At 51.3% G+C, this 20,197-nt stretch carries 37 protein-coding genes and 1 pseudogene; 27 read left to right on the top strand and 11 right to left on the bottom strand.

What is annotated here, in order from left to right; all coding sequences use genetic code 11:
• Positions 1–2: 2 nt before the first annotated feature.
• From HV477_RS11960 to HV477_RS11940, 5 genes are all read right to left on the bottom strand, one after another.
• Positions 3–314 (bottom strand): hypothetical protein, encoded by a 312-nt coding sequence (locus HV477_RS11960; protein WP_175064991.1) that lies wholly within the window; start codon positions 312–314, stop codon positions 3–5.
• Between the two features lies 1 nt (position 315).
• Complete coding sequence (locus HV477_RS11955; protein ID WP_175064990.1) at positions 316–639, bottom strand: hypothetical protein; 324 nt, start codon at positions 637–639, stop codon at positions 316–318.
• Positions 636–1,277 carry a hypothetical protein gene (locus tag HV477_RS11950; protein ID WP_175064989.1) on the bottom strand — a complete coding sequence of 214 codons (642 nt, stop codon included), beginning with the start codon at positions 1,275–1,277 and terminating at the stop codon, positions 636–638. Before HV477_RS11950 ends, HV477_RS11955 begins: the two co-directional genes overlap by 4 nt.
• Positions 1,267–1,914 (bottom strand): transglycosylase SLT domain-containing protein, encoded by a 648-nt coding sequence (locus HV477_RS11945; RefSeq protein ID WP_375372874.1) that lies wholly within the window; start codon positions 1,912–1,914, stop codon positions 1,267–1,269. The genes HV477_RS11950 and HV477_RS11945 overlap by 11 nt, the downstream gene beginning before the upstream one ends.
• Positions 1,915–2,009: 95 nt before the next feature.
• The gene (locus HV477_RS11940) at positions 2,010–2,369 is read right to left on the bottom strand and encodes a putative holin (RefSeq protein WP_175064988.1); all 360 of its coding nucleotides are present in this window, start codon (positions 2,367–2,369) and stop codon (positions 2,010–2,012) included.
• 131 nt (positions 2,370–2,500) lie between these two features.
• On the opposite strand from HV477_RS11940, the gene HV477_RS11935 reads away from it, so the two are divergent.
• Positions 2,501–3,613, top strand: coding sequence for a hypothetical protein (locus tag HV477_RS11935; protein ID WP_175064987.1), 1,113 nt, complete (start codon positions 2,501–2,503; stop codon positions 3,611–3,613).
• A 1-nt stretch (position 3,614) separates the two neighbouring features.
• Here HV477_RS11935 and HV477_RS11930 read toward each other — a convergent pair whose 3' ends face one another.
• The 3 genes from HV477_RS11930 to HV477_RS11920 all read right to left on the bottom strand — a co-directional run bounded on the left by HV477_RS11930 (position 3,615) and on the right by HV477_RS11920 (position 5,567).
• Complete coding sequence (locus tag HV477_RS11930) at positions 3,615–4,082, bottom strand: hypothetical protein (protein WP_175064986.1); 468 nt, start codon at positions 4,080–4,082, stop codon at positions 3,615–3,617.
• A gap of 142 nt (positions 4,083–4,224) precedes the next feature.
• Positions 4,225–4,902, bottom strand: coding sequence for a hypothetical protein (locus HV477_RS11925; RefSeq protein WP_175064985.1), 678 nt, complete (start codon positions 4,900–4,902; stop codon positions 4,225–4,227).
• Between the two features lie 308 nt (positions 4,903–5,210).
• A complete protein-coding gene (locus HV477_RS11920; protein ID WP_175064984.1) occupies positions 5,211–5,567 on the bottom strand; it encodes a helix-turn-helix domain-containing protein in 357 nt (118 codons plus the stop codon).
• Between the two features lie 87 nt (positions 5,568–5,654).
• Between HV477_RS11920 and HV477_RS11915 the strand changes: the two genes are divergently transcribed.
• The 23 genes from HV477_RS11915 (at position 5,655) to HV477_RS11805 (ending at position 16,254) form a co-directional block, all read left to right on the top strand.
• Positions 5,655–5,843 (top strand): DNA-binding protein, encoded by a 189-nt coding sequence (locus HV477_RS11915; protein ID WP_079791690.1) that lies wholly within the window; start codon positions 5,655–5,657, stop codon positions 5,841–5,843.
• Between the two features lie 41 nt (positions 5,844–5,884).
• The gene (locus tag HV477_RS11910; RefSeq protein WP_175064983.1) at positions 5,885–6,214 is read left to right on the top strand and encodes a helix-turn-helix domain-containing protein; all 330 of its coding nucleotides are present in this window, start codon (positions 5,885–5,887) and stop codon (positions 6,212–6,214) included.
• A 2-nt stretch (positions 6,215–6,216) separates the two neighbouring features.
• Positions 6,217–7,170: a hypothetical protein gene (locus tag HV477_RS11905; protein ID WP_175064982.1), complete on the top strand. Its 954-nt coding sequence runs from the start codon at positions 6,217–6,219 to the stop codon at positions 7,168–7,170.
• A 4-nt stretch (positions 7,171–7,174) separates the two neighbouring features.
• Positions 7,175–7,471: a hypothetical protein gene (locus HV477_RS11900; protein WP_175064981.1), complete on the top strand. Its 297-nt coding sequence runs from the start codon at positions 7,175–7,177 to the stop codon at positions 7,469–7,471.
• 2 nt (positions 7,472–7,473) lie between these two features.
• Positions 7,474–9,276 carry a DDE-type integrase/transposase/recombinase gene (locus HV477_RS11895; RefSeq protein ID WP_175064980.1) on the top strand — a complete coding sequence of 601 codons (1,803 nt, stop codon included), beginning with the start codon at positions 7,474–7,476 and terminating at the stop codon, positions 9,274–9,276.
• A gap of 31 nt (positions 9,277–9,307) precedes the next feature.
• On the top strand, positions 9,308–9,457 hold the full coding sequence (locus tag HV477_RS11890) for a hypothetical protein (protein ID WP_175064979.1): 150 nt from the start codon (positions 9,308–9,310) through the stop codon (positions 9,455–9,457).
• 42 nt (positions 9,458–9,499) lie between these two features.
• On the top strand, positions 9,500–9,748 hold the full coding sequence (locus tag HV477_RS11885) for a hypothetical protein (RefSeq protein ID WP_175064978.1): 249 nt from the start codon (positions 9,500–9,502) through the stop codon (positions 9,746–9,748).
• 12 nt (positions 9,749–9,760) lie between these two features.
• Positions 9,761–10,948 (top strand): ExeA family protein, encoded by a 1,188-nt coding sequence (locus HV477_RS11880; RefSeq protein WP_175064977.1) that lies wholly within the window; start codon positions 9,761–9,763, stop codon positions 10,946–10,948.
• Positions 10,949–10,957: 9 nt separating this feature from the next.
• Positions 10,958–11,329 carry a DUF2528 family protein gene (locus HV477_RS11875; protein WP_175064976.1) on the top strand — a complete coding sequence of 124 codons (372 nt, stop codon included), beginning with the start codon at positions 10,958–10,960 and terminating at the stop codon, positions 11,327–11,329.
• Positions 11,329–11,616, top strand: a complete 288-nt coding sequence (locus HV477_RS11870) for a hypothetical protein (protein ID WP_175064975.1) — start codon at positions 11,329–11,331, stop codon at positions 11,614–11,616. The genes HV477_RS11875 and HV477_RS11870 overlap by 1 nt, the downstream gene beginning before the upstream one ends.
• On the top strand, positions 11,616–11,855 hold the full coding sequence (locus tag HV477_RS11865; protein WP_175064974.1) for a hypothetical protein: 240 nt from the start codon (positions 11,616–11,618) through the stop codon (positions 11,853–11,855). Before HV477_RS11870 ends, HV477_RS11865 begins: the two co-directional genes overlap by 1 nt.
• Positions 11,856–11,878: 23 nt before the next feature.
• Positions 11,879–12,400, top strand: coding sequence for a host-nuclease inhibitor Gam family protein (locus tag HV477_RS11860; protein ID WP_175064973.1), 522 nt, complete (start codon positions 11,879–11,881; stop codon positions 12,398–12,400).
• The gene (locus HV477_RS11855) at positions 12,397–12,585 is read left to right on the top strand and encodes a hypothetical protein (protein ID WP_175064972.1); all 189 of its coding nucleotides are present in this window, start codon (positions 12,397–12,399) and stop codon (positions 12,583–12,585) included. The genes HV477_RS11860 and HV477_RS11855 overlap by 4 nt, the downstream gene beginning before the upstream one ends.
• On the top strand, positions 12,560–12,790 hold the full coding sequence (locus HV477_RS11850; RefSeq protein WP_175064971.1) for a hypothetical protein: 231 nt from the start codon (positions 12,560–12,562) through the stop codon (positions 12,788–12,790). The genes HV477_RS11855 and HV477_RS11850 overlap by 26 nt, the downstream gene beginning before the upstream one ends.
• Positions 12,756–12,953 carry a hypothetical protein gene (locus HV477_RS11845; RefSeq protein ID WP_175064970.1) on the top strand — a complete coding sequence of 66 codons (198 nt, stop codon included), beginning with the start codon at positions 12,756–12,758 and terminating at the stop codon, positions 12,951–12,953. The genes HV477_RS11850 and HV477_RS11845 overlap by 35 nt, the downstream gene beginning before the upstream one ends.
• Positions 12,937–13,137, top strand: a complete 201-nt coding sequence (locus tag HV477_RS11840; RefSeq protein ID WP_175064969.1) for a hypothetical protein — start codon at positions 12,937–12,939, stop codon at positions 13,135–13,137. Before HV477_RS11845 ends, HV477_RS11840 begins: the two co-directional genes overlap by 17 nt.
• Before the next feature lie 2 nt (positions 13,138–13,139).
• The gene (locus HV477_RS11835; RefSeq protein WP_175064968.1) at positions 13,140–13,418 is read left to right on the top strand and encodes a hypothetical protein; all 279 of its coding nucleotides are present in this window, start codon (positions 13,140–13,142) and stop codon (positions 13,416–13,418) included.
• A gap of 21 nt (positions 13,419–13,439) precedes the next feature.
• Entirely contained in the window at positions 13,440–13,715 is a 276-nt protein-coding gene (locus HV477_RS11830) for a hypothetical protein (protein WP_175064967.1), read from the top strand.
• A gap of 17 nt (positions 13,716–13,732) precedes the next feature.
• Positions 13,733–14,416: a DUF2786 domain-containing protein gene (locus tag HV477_RS11825; protein ID WP_175064966.1), complete on the top strand. Its 684-nt coding sequence runs from the start codon at positions 13,733–13,735 to the stop codon at positions 14,414–14,416.
• Entirely contained in the window at positions 14,413–14,919 is a 507-nt protein-coding gene (locus tag HV477_RS11820) for a hypothetical protein (RefSeq protein WP_175064965.1), read from the top strand. Before HV477_RS11825 ends, HV477_RS11820 begins: the two co-directional genes overlap by 4 nt.
• Positions 14,916–15,356 (top strand): gp16 family protein, encoded by a 441-nt coding sequence (locus HV477_RS11815; protein WP_175064964.1) that lies wholly within the window; start codon positions 14,916–14,918, stop codon positions 15,354–15,356. The genes HV477_RS11820 and HV477_RS11815 overlap by 4 nt, the downstream gene beginning before the upstream one ends.
• 23 nt (positions 15,357–15,379) lie before the next feature.
• On the top strand, positions 15,380–15,940 hold the full coding sequence (locus HV477_RS11810; protein WP_175064963.1) for a Mor transcription activator family protein: 561 nt from the start codon (positions 15,380–15,382) through the stop codon (positions 15,938–15,940).
• A 95-nt stretch (positions 15,941–16,035) separates the two neighbouring features.
• Positions 16,036–16,254 (top strand): hypothetical protein, encoded by a 219-nt coding sequence (locus HV477_RS11805; RefSeq protein WP_175064962.1) that lies wholly within the window; start codon positions 16,036–16,038, stop codon positions 16,252–16,254.
• A 4-nt stretch (positions 16,255–16,258) separates the two neighbouring features.
• On the opposite strand, the gene HV477_RS11800 is transcribed toward HV477_RS11805, so the two are convergent.
• Entirely contained in the window at positions 16,259–16,498 is a 240-nt protein-coding gene (locus tag HV477_RS11800; protein WP_175064961.1) for a hypothetical protein, read from the bottom strand.
• Between the two features lie 215 nt (positions 16,499–16,713).
• Here HV477_RS11800 and HV477_RS28410 point away from each other — a divergent pair.
• From HV477_RS28410 to cmoB, 3 genes and pseudogenes are all read left to right on the top strand, one after another.
• Positions 16,714–16,848, top strand: a pseudogene (locus HV477_RS28410) (hypothetical protein); the annotation flags it as partial.
• A gap of 40 nt (positions 16,849–16,888) precedes the next feature.
• Positions 16,889–17,632 carry a carboxy-S-adenosyl-L-methionine synthase CmoA gene (cmoA, locus tag HV477_RS11795; protein ID WP_000019613.1) on the top strand — a complete coding sequence of 248 codons (744 nt, stop codon included), beginning with the start codon at positions 16,889–16,891 and terminating at the stop codon, positions 17,630–17,632.
• Positions 17,629–18,597 (top strand): tRNA 5-methoxyuridine(34)/uridine 5-oxyacetic acid(34) synthase CmoB, encoded by a 969-nt coding sequence (gene cmoB, locus HV477_RS11790; protein WP_079899044.1) that lies wholly within the window; start codon positions 17,629–17,631, stop codon positions 18,595–18,597. Before cmoA ends, cmoB begins: the two co-directional genes overlap by 4 nt.
• Positions 18,598–18,832: 235 nt before the next feature.
• On the opposite strand, the gene cutC is transcribed toward cmoB, so the two are convergent.
• A complete protein-coding gene (cutC, locus tag HV477_RS11785) occupies positions 18,833–19,579 on the bottom strand; it encodes a copper homeostasis protein CutC (protein ID WP_001185770.1) in 747 nt (248 codons plus the stop codon).
• A 19-nt stretch (positions 19,580–19,598) separates the two neighbouring features.
• Complete coding sequence (locus tag HV477_RS11780) at positions 19,599–20,168, bottom strand: VOC family protein (RefSeq protein WP_079899043.1); 570 nt, start codon at positions 20,166–20,168, stop codon at positions 19,599–19,601.
• Positions 20,169–20,197 lie beyond the last annotated feature (29 nt).

The following is a 20,197-nucleotide window of genomic DNA, read 5'->3' as shown; positions in this document are numbered from 1 at the left end:
AATCATTCACTCCAGTATTTGTCCGGGCGGGCGATACCCGGATCGCAGGGAATGGTGTACTCCACGAGGTCAATGCCAACGCGGGTCAGGTCGGCAAACCACATGCCGCTGGGTTGTTTTGTGATTTCAATAAGACGCCGGTCGCTCAGGTAATCCAGCTCCTGACGCACTTCCAGTTTTGTGGCGTCCGGGTAAATGGAACGGGCAACATCAAACAGCAACTGCTCACTGGCGGTGTACGGGCGCGATTTGTTGAGCGCAACCAGCAGACTCCAGCGCAGGGACTCGCGTCGAACGCGGATAATATCAGTCATGTTAACCTCTCAGATTTTGTTGATTCTGAACGTTGCCGAGCTTCTCGTAGACGGCGTCGAGCTTGGCTTCAATCACCGTCTGCCCGCGTATGTAATCTTCACGGCGAACGTAGTCGACCGGGAGTTTTGCTTTAAACTCCAGAAATTCACGTTCCAGGTCATTCCAGCGGGAGGCCGTTTCTTTTACTGTCTGCTCCAGCGACGCGAAACGCGCCGCCTGACGGGCTTCGGCGTTGCCGAACAGCCAGCGGGCCAGCCCGCAGATAGCGCCGATAAAGGAAATCAGGAACCCGACCAGCGTCCAGAACTCCACCTGTATGGTCATTGATGTAATCCTTCGATGTAATCCAGCAGGCCGTTTACCTGCTCACGCCAGACGCGGCACTGTCGGGCATTGTCGGTGACGTTGGCGAGGACGTCGGCCTGGCTGACGCCTGAGTCGCGTAACCGGGCGAGAGCGGTATCAGTGGTTCCGGTCGCCTGGCCAGCGCTGGCGGAACCGGCGGCAGCGGACATTCCACCGTCACCGGCGCTGACACCGAGGGCGGCGTTGTACTGCTGCACGAAGCCGCGAGTAAACACGCACTTAACGGGATGGCTCTTGCCAGACTCATCCACCCAGCGACGGGTGACGTCCGCAATCTGTTTTTTAAGGTCAGCATTCTCATGCTCCAGCTGTTGTTTTTTTGCCTGAAAATCTGCATCTGCTTTGTGTGCGGCTGCGACCTGATCGTTATAACGACTAATGATGGTCATCAGCGTTTTATTCTGCTGTTCGGCACTCCTGAGCCTGTACGTATCAAACTGCGACTGCAGCTGTGCCAGCGCTTTATCACCGTCACGCTGCGCATCAAGATGTCCGCTGCCGTATCCCTTAACCCACACCCATCCGAGGAGCACCGCCACAACCAGCAGTAACAGCAGGTCACCCCACGGAATGCGTTTCAGCCATTTAGTCCACACAGCTTGCTCCTCCCCATGACAGGTAACGCGGGGCAAGCGTATGCAGAATGCGCTGCGGGTAGCGGCGGTTCTCCCGCCAGTTAGCCGCACTGCGCCCGGCATTCACCGTTTCCACCGCGCCAAACCATCGCGCATCATCCAGCCCGCGCGAACGTGCCAGCCTGCGGTCACGGCCCACCCAGCCCGGACCGCCGTTATAGGCCGACAGCGTCATCGCCATACGTTCGCAGCCGTCAGGAACGGCCACGCGCTGCCATAACCAGCGGTCATAGCTGACCAGTGCCCGGATGGCCCAGCCGGGGTTATACGGTTCACGGGAAGAGAGCGCCGGGAAAATACCGGCAATCCAGTCGGCGGTGGACGGCATAAACTGCGCCAGTCCCTGCGCGCCGACCGGCGAACGGGCGGCGGGATTCCAGCCGGACTCCTGATGCAGCTGTGCGGCAAAGTCGGCGACCGGGGCATTCAGCCCCCAGTCCACGCGGGCAGAACGGATCACATCACTGCGGTATTTGAGGGCAGCGGTCGGTGGTTCAGCGGCGTTCGCCTGCGAGAAGAACCCGCCGCACCAGAGCAGCCAGGCCATAAACACCACCCACAGCACATGGGCAATAAATTCAGAAACCCTGTCTGTCATTTTTTTCGTCCGGATAATCAGCCTGCACATCTCGAAACCGGTTCCCAGCAGCGTCAGCATCACCCAGACAATTTGCGGCCAGTGAAGTGTCATGGTCATAACCCCATCGCCACAGCCAGACACACCGCCGCAACAATGATGGCGCGACGGATCAGGGTGGCCGCAAAGACCATGTGACAGCCCACCTCAACCGGATAACGCCCGATATCCATTAGCTGCGGAACGTGGCGCTGAAACTGCCCCGGACGGGCTTTAGGGAACAGCGAACGGTCAAGCCAGTACCCCAGCACGGCAGCGAGCGAAATGAGTGAGAGCTTGTAAATCACCACCGGCAGCTGCTGCGGTGATACCACCGCAATCACCAGAAACATCACGGCAGCAGCAACCAGCCAGCCCCACAGGCGCGGGCGTGGTGCAGTAGCCACAAAACGGGAAAGGCGTTTGAGTTTTTTCATTGAATGCGTCTCCTTGAATGATGGAGACAGCATTGCAAAACGGGGTTTAAATCGCTTTTAAAGGGCTTTAATAGTGGCGGTAAATACCGGCGTGCAGGATGGAGGGGAACTTACCAGAAGAGGATAACGCAATGACGAAGACATTAAACCCCACCATCACTGTTACCGTATCAGGCCCGACAGGTTCAGGCAAAAGTCGCGTACTGGCAGTGATTGCGGATGTACTGAAGCTCATCCACAGCGACTGTATTATTGACGCGCCTGACGTGAAAGCGGAAAAGGAGATGTGCGGAGATGATCATACTGCCTGGCACAAGCCACGCAGCGGCACCCTCTTTAAGCTGGAAGAGATAAATCACCCCATCAACACAGGGCGCTGCATTGCCACCCCGATGACAGTCGAAGACCTGCGCAGCCGTACCGTGACACAGGGAGCCACTGCACCGACAGGCAGACGTCGCCACATGCGGGACATGAGCCCGGAGGAAGCGCTGGAATGGTTTGCGCAGTACGGATTTACGGATACCACCGGTCACGCCCTGCTGAGGTGCGAGGACTTCCGGGAACTGCTGGCGCTGGCACTGAACGCCGACACTCAGTCCACCAGGGCCATCACCGCAGCGGACCTGCATGACCGTCCTGTACCGCCACACATTCAGGCACTGATGAGCAAACTCGGCATCTCGTTTGAAGCGTATCAGGAAACCGATCTCCAGCCGGTTGTTGACCTGGTGAACTGGGCGCTGACAACCCCACCAGTCCCAGAGCAAAAACAACAACCAGACGAGCAACATGATCAACGGACAATACCATTCACCCCGGAAGGGACGGTTCGCAGGGTTGCCGAACTGGTCGATCAGCAAATAAAGGGAAGCATTGACCCGGTCACTGCCCGCGCAATCTGGTACAACGTAACAAAAGACGGAGACGTTACCCGTCTGGCAAACCACCTGGCCTTTGCGCTTAACTACGCGGTTGACCGCTGCCATCATAAAATTATGGCAAGAGGCATCAACACACACGGTATACCTGAAGCCCTCCCGGAACAGGAGCGGCAGGCTGAAAACATATCGCATATTTATATCAGCGTCATATCACAGCTCTATGGCAAAACCGATATGGTCCGGGCATATAAATTCTGGCAAAAAACACTGGAAGCGATGAAAGACGATAAATCACTGCTGGTTGAAATACTGATCCAGGCGATTGCCGAAATAAACAATCAGCAGGATATGGCGCAATAACTCAATACTTTTTGAGAATGTCAGTCATAACTCTTGGGTGACCACTACGAACAGGGATATCTGGTCGCCCGTTTAAATACACCCCCTTGTCATGCCCGCACGCCGGGCACTCACAAAAACCCACATCATTAATTCTGAGTACCTGTTTTTTATGCGTGGAATCCCAGCAGGTCTGACACAGGTAATGTAATTTTTCCTCATCGTCAGTAATAAACCGGTAGGCCCAGAACCCTGCCTTTTTACTTAGCAGATGCAACTCGTACTGGCTAATCTCATTAACTTCAGACTCCAGTACACTTTTTTCCTGTAGTAGTTGCATGTACTTTTCATACAAATCAACGTACTGTTCCTGAGCACGGGTTATTTTGTCCAATAAGGCAATCTTCACCTTGGTCAGCTTTTGTTCATCCCGGAGACTGATTGCATCAGCCAGCATGGCTTTAATTTCTGAGTACATATTCAGATTCATTTTAACGTCCTTTAACACTCCATCTCTTAACGTAAAAGAGCGACCTGCCGGGAGGTGCCTAAACCACCGGCAGGTCATCAACCCACAACTCTCACCTGTGAGCCAACCTGTGTTCTTCCGCTCTCGTCAGAGAGGCAAGCGGTCATTTTTTATTTTGCTCTTTCAGTCCGTCAAAAAATTCAGGTTTTACCAGGAAAGGTACGGTACCGTATTTCATTAAGGCATCTACGGACACATCTGATAACCTGAATGCCAGATCATCATATTTGCTAAAGTCCACGTTAGCCACCAGGGCGGGGGTATCCTTCTGCACATATACGCCAAGCAATGTCACGGCAGGCGGGAGAGGCTGACTTCCTTTTTTTACATCAACCGTAATGTTGAAGTTAAGCTTATCCGGCATATCGGCTTCCGCTGTTTTAATACGTGAAATCAACTCACGTTTAGCCCCAATACCTGCCACGATATTTCCATCAGAGAATAGGTAAAGATCATCTTTGAATGGCGCATTCTTTTGCCTTACACCAACAGATACCGGGACCTTGAAGTGAGCAAATGAGTCAAAAGATTTTCTGTAACATTCAACATACTGAGCGTCATGAAAAATCGAGGGAACTTTCGCCTTGATTTTTATCAGCTCATCAGACTCCTGGCGAGAGTCTTCGCTACTGCTACAGGATGCAACCTCAAAGTTAAGATCTGCCATAATTGTTTTATGATCGGTAACCAGTAGATCATCTGAATTTACAGAAGTTTTGATGTCTACTTTGCATCCACTCAGGAGTAACGTAGCCATTGCCACCATGAGATATTTTTTCATTTTTTATCCCGATTATTCAGTGTTTATCCAAGGAGGACTGGATTATAACGAGCCTCCTTACCCTGACTAAAATCAGAGGGATACTAATGTTGGTAGGTATAAAAGTTCAACAATTATTGAAAAATAATTACAGTAAATAACGTTATTTCCCCAGAGGACTCCATCACTGGCCTGATTAATTCAAAAATTTTCTAAGCTGTGTAAAGTCAATTACATTACTGGTTACGGATGCAGATTCTTCTTGTTTGCGTTCATACCCCCCATCCGGCTGGCGTTCTGGTGGTCCTCTGGGGAAATGGTACACATGTTCAACTGACGAACTTACTAGGTTTTGGCTGTGATAGCGATTCGCCAACACGGAGAAGTGTTTTTCTGTCATCCGCACTCATGCCATCAAAGGCATCCAGCAGCGCCTGTTTTTCCTTTGGTAACTCAGTTAGATTTACTTTCGACTCAATCATGCTCATTCCAGTGAGCAACCATGTAATATCTACATTAAACTCTTGATGAATTCGGAGCAAAAAATCCCCGCCCGGCATCGCCTTGCCAGATTCAATTTGGCTTATCCCGCCGCTAGAAATTCCAAGGCGGGACGCAAACTCCCGTTGGTTCAGCCCTGAATTAGCTCGTATCTGCCGTACACGGTTGCCTATCTCAATGCTCATAAAAATGAAATTCCAGTTGCGTTGCTCATAATAATGAGCATATAATCACACATAACAAATGATAATCACACACCAAAGGAGCTAACCATGACCCCAGAACAGGTCAAACGTCGCTTCCGTCAGCAGGGCAAGACCGTTACCAGTTGGGCCCAAGAACATGGCTTCAACCGTAATCAGGTCTACCAGGTTCTCAACGGTCAGTGCAAAGCCAATTACGGCAAAGCTTACGAGATCGCCGTTAAACTCGGCCTCAAAACCAGCAATATTGCCGCTTAATTTATTGTAACAGTCTTTCAGTAATTAGAAAGGAGGACCAAATGGCAAAACCCGCAGGCAAGTCCCCGTCAGCAGCACGAACTGCCCGGATACTGAAGGTGCTTTCCGGGAGAACTAATACCGGGATGACAGCAGGTGAAATCGCTGATGCAGCAGGCATTCCTGCCACCCGCATATCTGAGTTGCTGGATGCACTTCAGGAAGAGGAGCTGATTATTGAGGTTTACACCCCGGAAGGGAGCAACACCCAGCGCTACGCCCACTCCATGGAAATGCTGCAGATCGCCTATAAGTGCATTCGGGAAGACAAGCTCATCCAACAGCGCCTTGAGCAGAAGCAAAAAACCTTAATTGCAGGAGCAGGTAAATAATCATGGCACGTAAACCCGTTGAAAAATCCGGTATCAGCCAGCTACCTAACGCCATGCCGGGCGTCGACTTTGAACTTCCGGTCATCCCCCAGGCATCTGCCGATGAAATACAAGCTCAGGAAGAACGTGATCTCCTGAATCAGCTTTTAGGTCAAGCTCAGATGGCTGAGGCATTTGGTAAATTTTCCCAAACAGTTTGGAGTTCGAAATTAGCATACGTCAAAGAAAATAAACTCTATCAATGCCTTAAAGGAAAAACAGCTCCAAACGGTTTGGAGTTAAGTGGCACATGGGTAGAGTTTTGTAACCTTCTAGGCGTTTCTGATGAAAAGGCCAATCAAGACATCGCTAACCTCCGCACCTTTGGCGAAGAAGCTCTCGAATCCATGTCCCGCATGGGTATTGGCTACCGCGAACTGCGCCAGTTCCGTAAGCTGCCAGACGATTCCCGCAACGCCCTAATTGAAGTGGCCCGACAGGGTGATAAAGAAAGCCTGCTGGATCTGGCTGAAGAATTGATCGCCCGCCAGAACGAAGAAAAAGAGAAGCTGGCACAGCAACTCGCCGACAAAGAAGCCGACCTCGAAGCCAGTCGCCAGCGTGCCGCCGACCTCAAGACCGCCCGTGATGAGCTGGAAGACAGGCTGCATGAAGAACGCTTCAAGCCCATCACCGACAACGAACTGGCTGAACGTACCCGTCTGGAAGCGACGTCTATCAGCAGCAAGATAGCGCGCGAACTAATGGGCGCATTACAGGCTGCGTTTGCGGAACTGGAGAAGGATACCGCTGACCGTGGTGTTGACCATAGCAGCTTTATGACGGGTCTCGTCTGCGAAATCCGCAGCGAACTGGATGATATTGTCACCCGTTTTGATATCCCGGACATGGTCACCGAACACACGCCGCCAGCATGGCTTAACGAAAGCAATATCAACGGCAATGAAGGGGAATAATACGATGAGTAATGAAGCTATTCGCTCCAACGGCAAGGTAATTTTAAGCCATAAAGAAGCCGCCGATGTCCTTAACAGCGTTTTTGCAATCAAACTCCGCCGCACTCCTGCACAGCAGGCGCAGCGTGACGAGTTTCTGAAAGCTGCCACGATGGCCAGAAAGTGGATTAATCACATAATCCACTTTGCCGAAAAGGACAACTGGTCTGAGGTGGAGTTTTATCTCGGCACAGGCGTGTATGACTACGAAAAAATGAGAAGCCTGCTGCCCACGGATCGAGCTAAACCTCAAGGTAACTGACCATGAACGCCGCCCTGAATCAGCGCCTGATGCACTATGCAGATGCCGCCCGGCATGCCGGTCATGGGCGCAAAGAAGCAATATACAAAGCAGCCTGCGAGGAACTCCGCATGTCACGCGCTACATTACTTAAAAAGCTGAAAGCATTTCAGCCTGCCGCACAACGCAAGCGACGCGCTGATGCGGGCTGTAGCGCCCTGACACGCGAAGAAGCGTTGACGATTTCGGGCGCGTGGCTGGAGTCCCGGCGCAACAACGACAAGCGCCTGTACAGCCTGGAAAGCGTGGTTAAAGCCCTGCGCGCAAACGGCATGATTATGGCGGGTCGCACTGATGAAGAGACTGGTGAATTTTTCCCGTTGTCCACCGATGCCATCAGCCGGGCGCTGCGCAGCTACCGCCTGCACTACGATCAGCTACAACACCCGACGCCGTCGCTGGAGCTGAAAAGCCTGCATCCTAACCATATCTGGCAGATAGACGCGTCTATTTGCGTGCTGTACTACCTGAAAAACCCGAACAAAAAAGCGAAGGGTGATACCGGTCTGCGCGTTATGGACAGGGACACGTTCTACAAGAACAAGCCCAAAAACCTTGATTGCATCGTTAACGATCGCGTGTGGTCTTTCGAGCTGATAGATCACACCTCCAACTGGATCTACGTCGAGTACCGCTTTGGCGGGGAAAGTGCTGATAACTTTCTGAATGTCATGATTAACGCCATGCAGGAACGCGATGAAATGGATGTGCTACACGGTGTACCAAAAACACTTTATACCGACCCCGGCTCCGCGCTGGTATCAGCACCGATGCTCAATATGTGCCGAGCGCTGGGTATCCGCTGCTTGCAGCACAAGACCCGTAACGCCCGCGCCACAGGTGCAGTTGAAAAGGCACGTGACATTATTGAGTGCGACTTCGAAGCTGGCTTGCGCTTCGTCCGGGTTGAGACCATTGAACAACTCAACCACTACGCCCGCCTGTGGCGCATTGATTACAACCTTAATCGTATTCTGGGTCGGCACGAAACAAATCGCACCGATGCCTGGAAGAGAATTTTAAACACTGAATATCTGGTGAAAGCCCCTCCAGTGGACATCTGCCGGGAACTGGCTATTGCCGCACCGGAAGAACGTACCGTCACCAGCAAGCTGCGCGTATCGTTCCGTGGTCAGGAATTCAGTGTGGAGAACATTCCGCACGCCTGCGTCGGCGACAAGCTGCTCGTTACCCGCAATCCATGGCACGAAAACGAGGCTCGCATCATCGTCACCGACGAAGAAGGTTTTGAAAATTACATCCCGGTTTACGCCGTTGAGAAAGATGAATGGGGATATGCGGTGGATGCGCCCGTCATTGGTGAGAAATATGGCCATATGCCGATAACCGATGCGCAACTCAACCGCGCCGAGGTTGAGCATGTGCTGTATGGCACAGACAACAGCGATGAAACCGACAAAGCCCGCAAGTCCGGCGCAATACCATTCGATGGTCGTTTCAATCCTTACAAAGAAATTGAGGACGCTGACTACAGCAAGGTTGCCCATCTGCCATTTAAGGGCAAAGAAGCCCAGCTATCCGTACGCGTCCATCAGGTTGAGATTATCCCTATGAGCCACGTCAAAGCTGCAATGGCATTACGTACCAGATTTGAGGCGCTGCGGCGCGAGTGGACCCCCTCTCACTACCAGTACCTGGTGGATCACTACCCCGATGGTGTTCAGGAAGAACAACTGGACGCCATCATGCAGGAACTGCTGGCCATGAGCGACAGCGTCGTGGTCAGCCTGGCGGCAGGCAAATAGCCTTCCTTTATATACGTAAGAGGACAACACAATGATCGAAGTGGATGAATTTGACCTTGCAACCATCCGCGACTTTATCGGCCAGTGCTGGACTGACTTTGTCGCATTTAATGAAGACCGTTCTGATGACGGCATCACCGAAGCCGAACGTCTCTATAAAGCTATCGGTGGCGAAGAGTAATCACGCAGTTTCTTTCCTTATATAGATGAAGAGGAGAACCCTATGACACAGCAGACCCAACCTCTCGCGATCGCCGTTAAACGCGCGGTACGCCATGACCTGACGGTGCGCTTTCGTGAAAAGAATTACAACCTGCGCGGCATCCCGAACCTTGTCAGCGGCATGACGGTCACCATCACGCATTATGGCTGGTATCCGCACGACAGTCTGATTGTGAATTTCGTCAATAACGCCGGGGTATCCGGGGACTGGCTGGTCGGCTGCACCGACATGGCAACCGCAGCCGCCTGAGAGGAATAAACGATGTTGCTGCTGAAACAACAACTGCAGTACCTGCAGATGAGTCTGGCGGATGTTACCAGCGAAACAGGGGTATCAAGAGCGGCGATTGCGCAACTGGTAAATCACGGGCAGTGGCCACGTCGCAACCCCGAACAACTCAGGAAGCGGATCACTGAACTGCTTACACGTCACGACGTGGACACCACCCACAGTTTTGATGAGGTCAGGCCGCAGACAACAGCCGTTACTCAGGTACAACAGACAACTGAAGAGGACAGCATGTTACTCAAAAAGCAGACGTTAAGCCAGAAGGCTAAAAAAGCATTTAAGTTATTCACCAACCCGTTTGACGATACCGCCGTCCAGAGTGCCGCCGATATGTTTGTGACGCCGGATATACGCTATGTACGCGAGGTGATGTTCCAGACTGCCACACACGGCGGCATGCTGGCACTGTGGGGTGAATCCGGCTCCGGCAAGTCCACCCTGCGCCGCGACCTGATTGAACGCCTGCACCGTGAAAGCAGCGGTACGCTGGTTATCGAACCCTACGTACTGGCGATGGAGGATAACGATCGCACCGGCAAAACCCTGAAATCTGCCAGCATTGCCGAGGCCATTCTGCGTGCGGTCGCACCGGGAGAACGCCCGAAACAATCGCCTGAAGCCCGGTTCGCACAGGTACACGCGGCCCTCAAAGCCAGCTATGACAGCTCCCAGTGCGGGCATGTACTGATTATTGAAGAGGCTCATTCACTGCCGGTGCCAACCCTGAAACACCTCAAGCGCTTTCTGGAACTGGAGCATGGCTTTAAGCGCCTGCTTTCCATCATCCTGATTGGTCAGCAGGAGCTGCGCGACAAACTCAGCGAGCGCAATGCCTCGGTACGTGAAGTCGTCCAGCGCTGCGAGATGATCCACCTGACAGCGCTGGATAATGACCTTGAAGCCTTTCTGGCGTTTAAGTTCGAACGGGCGGGCTGCGATGTTAACGGGGTTATCGACGAAAGCGGCATGCAGATGATTCGTCAGAAGATGACCGTCAAAGTCGGCAGAAACCCGAAAACCGGCAGTGATGTTACCGCCAGCAACCTGTATCCGCTGGCTATCGGCAACCTGATGATTGCGGCCATGAATGAGGCGGCGGAACTGGGTGTGCCGGTGGTTAACGGGGAAATTATAAAAAACCTCAACACACACATCCGTTAAGGAAAAAACATGTCAGATGTAAAACGTTATGAAATTACCTGGAATGCGCATGAGGATGCACCGGTATTAACCGTGGAGATTGATCATGATATTTGCACTGACGGAGTGCTGTGCAATATCAATACTTTTTTTATTAATGCTGCTGACCGGCTGCGTGACAGCGATGGTGATATTACCTCCACCGTATTAAAAATGCTGGCTGTATTTTGTTTTACCGAACAGACATACCAGGGCTGGAACGCTGAAGGGCTTATTGATCTGTTTAAGGATGGCAATGTGGAAGGCTGGCCACCGATGGACGGCAGCGAAGGCATTAAGATTCTGGCCTGCGATGTTCCGGGGGTGAATTACGATGACATGGACGTTGAAGAGGTATCGTGATGCGCAGCCGCTTAATCATTAACTGCGATAATAAACGCATTCAGGAGCAGATTTCACAGGTAGGCACTGCCATTGCACAACTTACTGCAATGGGCTTTACCGCTGACCGTGTTGAAATGGATGGCTATCAACGACCTGATATTCGTGTGCATTACGACAGCCGCTGCCGTCAGGCTCAGGAACGTGGACAGGCAGTTCGCTATGGCACCGGTAATGATGACCGGGGCAATTATGAATGGTGGCAGATTCAGGTGAATAACTGCCGCGTAACGTGGGAGGTACGGTAATGAGTAATACAGTCAGGGTGGTTATTACAGCAAGGGCCACTGCCAAATTCAGTAAAACGGTACAGATGGAAAAGGCGGATTACGATAAATACCTGCAGATTTGCGCAGAATGGTCATCTGCCCGTGAAGTTGAAGAGCAGATAAAAGAAATCGCTTTTAAATATGACTTTGAAGGCTATGACGACGATATTGAAGATATTGATGACCTCGAAGATATAGAGTTTGAAATAATTAAATAACCCCACTTGAAAGGTAATTAAAAATGGCAAAGAAAGTTTCGCGGCTTAAAGCTGCGGCGGCATCCTACACGCCGCAATCCAGAGAACAGGTCAGCGTTGATATTAAAAAAATAGGCGACATTCAACGGGAATTAACCCGTATTGAGACGGACGCTAATGACCAGATAGCGGTCATCATGAACCAGAACACCCCGAAGATTGAGGCACTGCGGGCCGAGCTGGATGTTCTGCAGAAAGGCGTCCAGACGTGGTGCGAGGCCAATCGCAGCAGCATCACCAAGGGAGACTCCAAAACCGCTAACCTGATTACTGGTGAAGTGGCATGGCGAAAAAAACCGGACTCCGTCAACCTCAAAGGTGTTGAAATTGTTATTGAGACACTGAAGAAATTAAAACTAGACCGCTTTATTCGTCGTAAGGAGGAAGTTAATAAGGACGCTATTCTGGCCGACAGAGAAGCCGTGAAGGGGATTACCGGCATCTCTATTGCCTCCGGTAAAGAGACGTTCTCAATTACGCCCTTCGAACAGGAAATAGAAAAATGAAATTCGACGTTATTCAACACCTGCGCAAAAAGGCGGAGAAAGACATTAACCGCGCCATGCGCGCTGCCGAGTCCGGCAACGACATTGAGGCAGCAAAGCTGTTTGTGCGTGCAGGCGGAACACTGATAACACTGGGACGCGGACTGGAGACAGAAATCAATGGCGACAAAACAGAAACACACTAATCGCGTGAGAGCGACCATCTGGAATAAAAACCTGCGCATGGATACAGAAGACTCTATTCCGGCAGCGACAGTCACTATGTTCGAAATGATTAACACCACTGAGGACAAAGAACGGGCGCTGGCATGGATGCAGCAACACCTTGAGAAATGCAAAGAACGGGAGGCTGCTAATGCTGACGTGCAAGCACTGCGGGAAGGAGACTGAATACCTCGATCCTGTTCAGGCCAACATTATGCAGTCTCCTGTTGATGACGCCTGGGTTATTGATTTGATACTTGCCTGCCCGCACTGCGGGCAGAAATTAAATGCCTTCCAGGCAGTAATGGACTTTAAACTACTGGAACCACCAGATGAAAACGATGATTAATTTTTCGCGGATTAAAGCCCGTTTTTGTTTCGAGCTGCAGGCATTCAAAAAAGCCATTCGTGACGTACTGCCTGAGATGGTCAAGGTACTGGGCAATTGCTTACTGTTTTTCTGGTACGCCTTTTTTATCGGGACCGGATTAACGCTGGGCTTTTTCTTCACCGTATCTTTAATGCAGAGGTAATTATGCCAACACTTAAAGGTTGTGTAACCGATACATCAAACAGCGTCAAACTCACCGATAAAGAAGGACTGGAAAAAACTATTCAGGACATGCTGAAGGGGTTTAATTACCACACCAGCAGCATAATGACCGTTATCGGGAAAACTCAAAATCAGGTTATCACACTGACTATTCACAGCCGGAATAGCTATGAAAATGAGTTCAACGAAGATTTCGACTGTATTGAGAGTAAAGATATTTGCCTGTCTACAGATGGTTCTGATACACCACCCCGCTATTAATAATTAAGGGAAATTAACGAAATGATCACCCCAAAAGAATGTGGGCACTTATCCCAGAAAACCGTCAAAGATTTCATTAATACCTGTGATTGCAAAGACATGAATGATATCCGACGCGTGTTAATCAACCTGATTAGTACAGCGTCTCAGGCAATGGTCGCCACCAACGGCCTTGACACCACGTTAAAGGTTCTCAGTGATACCAGCCGCTATCTGCAGATAACGAAGCCAGAATACAAACAGGTACAAACCGGGGCGGGCATCAGAATCCTGCCAGTCCGTAACACCAGACACTGATAAACAGGAAACACTTTATGGATGAGAATAAAGAAAAAGTCATTCGACGCCTGAAAAAGCTGATGGCGCTGACCGGTTCGTCTAATGCCAATGAAGCCTCCGCCGCACTGGCACGCGCGCAGAAGCTGGCTGACGCACACGGCATTACTCAGGATGATATTGACCTCAGTGATATTAATGAATCCATCTGCGATTACTGGCCCGTTGGGGCCAGTAATCCCCCGCGTTATATGGCATGCCTACTGCAGGTAATAAGGGATGCATTTGGGGTGGATTGTATTCTGCTGGGCGGTTGCGGCGTCAGCTTTTACGGCTTATATAACCGCCCTGAACTCGCAGCATATACCTTTGAAGTATTAGGTCGCCAGTTAATTAAAGCCCGCAAGGATTTTATTAAGACCCAGAATAAACGCATTAAAAACAGCACTAAAACCGCTCGCGGCGATAAATTCGCCGAGGGCTGGATTATTGCTGTGCTGAATAAAATTGAGAAGCTGGCCAGAACCGCCCATGAGGTTGAGCTGGCTGAACGCTGGCTGGAGAAGAAATACACCCGCACCGTTACGTGTCATGCCCGCGAGTCGGGCAAGACCCGCGATAACGATAGCGCCCTGAATAACGGTTACCGCGAAGGCAGACAGGCCAGCCTTCATCATCCAGTCAACGGGCAGGAACAGGCAAAATTGGGAGTCTCATCATGAATAATATCGGACTATCACCAGCCCGTATTCAGGAAATAGCGGACCTGAATACCCGGCTTGAACATATCCAGAAATGCGCAGCTGTTACTTTTACTGGCGAAACCGTTATGCACCATTCACTGATTGCCGAAATCATCCGGGCAATGACTGACCTGGCTGCACCATGTCTGGCGCTGGCGCAACAGAAGCCCGCAGCCTTTACTGACAGTGACGAACTGGCAGAAATGAACGCCGGTTCGTATGCATCAATGTTTAATCCTGAATGGTGCAGCACGCAGCGCGACTCTCGCTGGCAACCACTTTACGCCATGCCGTTCCCGGCCTTCATGTTGATTAATCGCCTGCAGATTGCGCTGGCCCGCATGCTGGCTATGCACGAGATGGTCATGAACAAAACCAACATTAAAGCCAGTTTTTATGACGCCGACTGTATAAGGGAAATGAACGAGGCTCCGGTACAGGCCCGGCGCGTACTTCTGGATATTAAGGATGGTGCCGCATGAAAACAAACAGAACCAGACTCATCCAGCTTATTCATATCGCCAAAAGTCAGCTGGGTATTGATACCGACACTTACCGCCAGATGCTTCTGTCCATTACTGGCGAGACGTCAACCAGCGTTATGAATCCGGGCCAGCTCAATAAAGTTCTGGCCGCCATGAAGAAGAAAGGGTTCAAAGTAAAACCCGCCAGCAAGGCGCGCACAACGCGCTCACTGGCGGATTATCCGCAAGCTAAGAAGCTGCGTGCGCTGTGGCTGGAAATGTACGCACAGGGCATCGTGCGCGACAGTTCGGAAGAGGCGCTGCGTCGATGGGTTAAGCGGGAAACCAAAGTCGACGGTCTGCAGTGGCTGGAATCTGACAAGGCCAGCATGGCGATCGAAAGACTCAAGAACTGGCAGGAACGGGAACTGAAAAAATTACGGGGTGCAACGTGAGCATCACTACACAGGAAAAATTAATGGGCGGCATCCGGGAAGCCGCCTTCTCCGTCCTTTCCCGGAACGGCTTTCCGGCCGCAGTTGCAAATACAATCAGTGTAGCCATCGTCAGGCAACTCACTTTCGCCTGGGAAGGAAATACCATCTACATAACCAAAACGCCAGACCATGAGGTTATGCGACGCAATCAGCGCATCTTCGATGAGTTTAAGGGGAATAACCACGACGCGTTAGCTGAAAAATTTGGCGTGTCCATCCAGTGGGTGTACAGCATTGTTAAGGATATGAGAGATGATTATATAAAGCGTCACCAGCCGGATATGTTCAGCAACGATGAACCCGACAACAGCGATATCAGTGATTTTATTCGGGAGCAATTTAAAACCCTCGGCGACATCATGGACCATTCGGCGTACTGCCTGCGACAGCAGATACCAGATATCGGTGAAAACGAGGCGCTGGCCATTGGAAGGGAGATAGCCTACCTGACATCAGAACTTCGCAAGGGGCAATCAGCGAACATCAAGAAAGAGAGGAATGTTTCTGATGAGGCGCAGGCTGATATGTTCGGTGATGGATAAATTAAAGCGGTTTAAAGGCGTCGGCGCTGACGGGCTGGCAGTATGAAAGCACAGTGGATTTTCCAGCGCGCTTGATAATCAAAAAGGATCGCACAATGAGCAACTCACTTTTTTTACGAAGTCTTAATGAAAAACAGATTACTCAATGGGCTCTTGCTATTATAAAAAACGAGCTCGATCTACTCCCAGTATCCCAAGCTCGTCAAGTGTTAAGGGAAGCTGACAGACTCCTTGAGGAAACCATGTATGTAGACAGTCGTTCTGAAAAATTCCTCCGTGTCTGCAAGGACAATGATCTTTCAGTTGGAGAGTAATCGTTTATTTCTTTGGTTCACCCGGAAGGCTGGATGTCATCATTAACCTCATCAGGCTGATATCTTCAGCCAGTTCAGCAAGGAGTCGACCAACTTGCTCGTCATTCTGCTGTCTGGCTGAACGCCGGAGCTGCTTAACAAGATCACTAGCCTCAAGGTGTTCTTCTACAAGCAAGACTTTAACCAAGTCTTTGTAGGCTTTAAGCAACATTAACAGCATTGCTTCAGAACTGGTATACTGCATCGATAAAACCTCCCTCTCGTTGTGTATAAAAAGACGATTAATTTATCTACGGTGAAGGCGGTTCGTTTGTCCAGTAAAATGTGTGTTTTGGGGTAGGATGTTCTTTCACATACTGAAAATTAATTACAGTAATCTGTTCATCAGAACCCGTCTTAACCCACTCAAACTCGATATTTATCTCACGTCTCTCTCTCAAATATCTCACGTCTGATCAGCATTATTACGGTTTTCACCACCGCCTGTTCCGCTGGCGGCGGGCGGGGATGAGCGCTACCTGGTGCGCATTGTTGCTGATGGTGCTGGCAAACCTGTGGTATATGCCCTGGGAGTTGGTTTTCTCCCTGTATTAGCGCACAATATGCGCCTTTATTTTTCCCGGATGTATACGTTATGTCTCACCGCGACACGCTTTTTTCTGCGCCTATCGCCCGTCTCGGCGACTGGACTTTTGATGAACGAGTAGCCGAAGTTTTCCCCGACATGATTCAGCGTTCGGTACCAGGCTACTCCAACATCATCTCCATGATCGGCATGTTAGCTGAACGCTTTGTGCAGCCGAACACGCAGGTCTACGATCTGGGCTGCTCGCTGGGCGCCGCGACGCTGTCTGTTCGGCGTAATATCCGCCATGAGCATTGTCGCATTATCGCCGTCGATAACTCCCCGGCCATGATTGAACGCTGCCGCCGTCATATTGATGCGTATAAAGCGCCTACGCCGGTTGAAGTCGTTGAAGGCGATATCCGCGATATCACTATTGAAAACGCCTCGATGGTGGTGCTGAATTTTACCCTGCAATTCCTTGAACCTGCCGAACGCCAGGCATTGCTGGATAAGATTTACCAGGGGTTGAATCCCGGCGGCGCGCTGGTACTGTCGGAAAAATTTAGCTTTGAAGACGCGAAAGTGGGCGAGCTGTTATTCAACATGCACCACGATTTTAAACGCGCGAATGGGTACAGTGAACTGGAGATCAGCCAGAAGCGCAGTATGCTGGAAAACGTGATGCTCACCGACTCGGTGGAAACACATAAAGCGCGCCTGCGTCAGGCGGGTTTCGAACACAGTGAACTGTGGTTCCAGTGCTTTAATTTCGGGTCGCTTGTCGCGTTAAAAGCCGGAGTTGCCGCATGATCGAGTTTGGTAACTTTTATCAGCTCATTGCTAAAAATCATCTCTCCCACTGGCTGGAAACATTGCCCGCGCAGATTGCCGCCTGGCAACGCGAGCAGCATGGCTTGTTTAAACAGTGGTCGAACGCGGTAGAATTTTTACCGGAAATTACGCCCTGGCGGCTGGATTTACTGCACAGCGTCACGGCTGAAAGCGAAACGCCGCTCAGCGAAGGTCAGCTAAAGCGTATCGATACGTTGCTGCGTAATCTGATGCCATGGCGTAAAGGCCCGTTCTCGCTTTATGGCGTAAATATTGATACCGAATGGCGTTCCGACTGGAAGTGGGATCGCGTATTGCCGCATCTGTCAGATTTAACCGGCCGGACGATTCTTGATGTCGGCTGCGGCAGCGGCTATCACCTGTGGCGGATGATTGGCGCGGGCGCACATCTGGCGGTCGGCATCGATCCTACACAGCTTTTCCTCTGCCAGTTTGAGGCGGTGCGTAAACTGTTGGGTAACGATCAGCGCGCGCATCTGCTGCCGTTGGGCATTGAACAACTCCCGGCGCTGAAAGCATTTGATACCGTCTTCTCGATGGGGGTGCTTTATCACCGTCGCTCGCCGCTGGAGCATCTGTGGCAGTTAAAAGATCAGTTGGTCAACGAGGGTGAACTGGTACTGGAAACGCTGGTCGTCGACGGCGATGAAAATACCGTTTTGGTGCCCGGGGATCGCTATGCCCAGATGCGTAATGTCTATTTTATTCCTTCCGCGCCGGCATTAAAAAAATGGCTGGAAAAATGCGGCTTTATTGATGTGCGTATCGCTGACGTTTGCGTCACCACCACCGAAGAGCAGCGTCGCACCGAGTGGATGGTTACCGAGTCGCTGGCCGATTTTCTTGACCCGAACGATCGCAGCAAGACGGTGGAAGGCTACCCCGCCCCGCAGCGCGCGGTGCTGATTGCGCGTAAACCGTGATGGATTGCCGAATGACCGTTACGTATAGCACCGTTTCTCCAAAATAGTTCAAGTTGCAGCAAGGCGGCAACGCAGCAAATCCCCGGGAACGTAGGTAGCTACGTGACCGGGGTGCGCGAGGCGGCCAACGCTGCTGCGGCTTGAAATATGAAGGAGAAAAAAAGGCCCCTGTTGAATTGGCAGGGGCCTGGTACGAGCAAGCATCATATTGGGCGACATGATGCAACGGTAAAAATCATTTGGCCTGATGGCGAACAATGATTCCTTTCATTTCAGCGACCGCCGCACCCTCTACCCTATAGCGAGAATACTCGTCCGCCTGTATATCGGCAGACATCGATAACCCCTGATTGCGATAGCGCATCGGCGAAGGCAGTAAAACTCCGGCGGAACTGTGTACTTCCCGTACTCCGGCATCGAGGAAATTCTGCAGGTTATTTGCACGAACCCCCGCACCAGCCATAATGGTTGGAGCATCCCCCTGGGCAATAAGTTCCATAATTATTGATAAACCTTGCGCCGCATCGGCTTTTTGTCCGGAAGTCAGTACTCTTGCTACGCCTGCGTCAGCCAGATTCTTTAGCGCATTGAAGGGATTAGCGCACATATCGAAGGCGCGGTGGAATGTCACCGCCAGCGGTCCGGCCGCCGCCATTATTTTTTCCATTCGCGACATATCGACATCCCCATCAACGGTCAACACGCCAGTAACCAGCCCGGGAAACCCCAACTCTCTGACGAGGCGGATATCTTCCAGCATGGCGGCAAATTCGCCGTCAGTGTAGTAAAAATCCCCGCCGCGAGGACGAATAATCGGATGTACGGGAATCGTAATATGCTCGCGTACGCTGCGTAAGACGCCGAAAGAAGGCGTAAGCCCCCCTTCTTTCGGCGCGGCGCACAGTTCGATACGATCCGCGCCGTTTCGCTGCGCGGTGAGCGCGCATTCCATGCTGTAACAACAGATCTCAAGTAACGCCATATTCACTCCGCTCGGCAGGTTAATGGGCCGCCTGTTCGCTGGCGACAATCGCTTCAATCGACCATGGATGAAATTTTACCGTGACGCGGCCATCGGTCACAGCCAGCGTAGGGTTTGGCAAACGTTCATGCTCGCCCTGTGGCGAACTGGTTTTAACCAGGATCCCCGGCTGACTAAGCCCCTCATCCGACAACAATGCGAGAGCCCTCGCGTTCAAGGTCTCCGGCTCGCCGGGCAGCACGATTTCAATATGCTCCCACCCTTCGTGTGGATAGCGTTTTTCTCCCGGCCACGGTAATTCAATAACAGAAAACCGCCAGTGTTCCACACATACCGGTTCATGCAGTTTAAACAGACAAATCGGCCTGTCGTTGATGATATTTTCCGACAGTAGCTCACCGCATTGTTCAAAACCGCGACGCCAACGCTCCGCCGTCGTATTCTGGTGACAGCGCAATGAAATGTGATCGGCCTCAAGGGCGCTAATCTGCAGACCAAGGCGAGTGGAAAGTTCTCTGAACGCCAGAGTGAATCGCGGTAAATCTGCGGAAATATCATGCAGTTCATCAATGTGTTGCCAGTTCGCCATATCAGGACGCTCTTCTTGCTGTGAAAACC

This window comes from Salmonella sp. SG203 (assembly GCF_013350575.1).
In the GTDB taxonomy this organism is placed as follows: domain Bacteria; phylum Pseudomonadota; class Gammaproteobacteria; order Enterobacterales; family Enterobacteriaceae; genus Salmonella; species Salmonella enterica.
The sequence above is the reverse complement of the archived record's forward strand: the minus strand, read 5'-3'. Positions and strand labels throughout refer to the sequence as shown.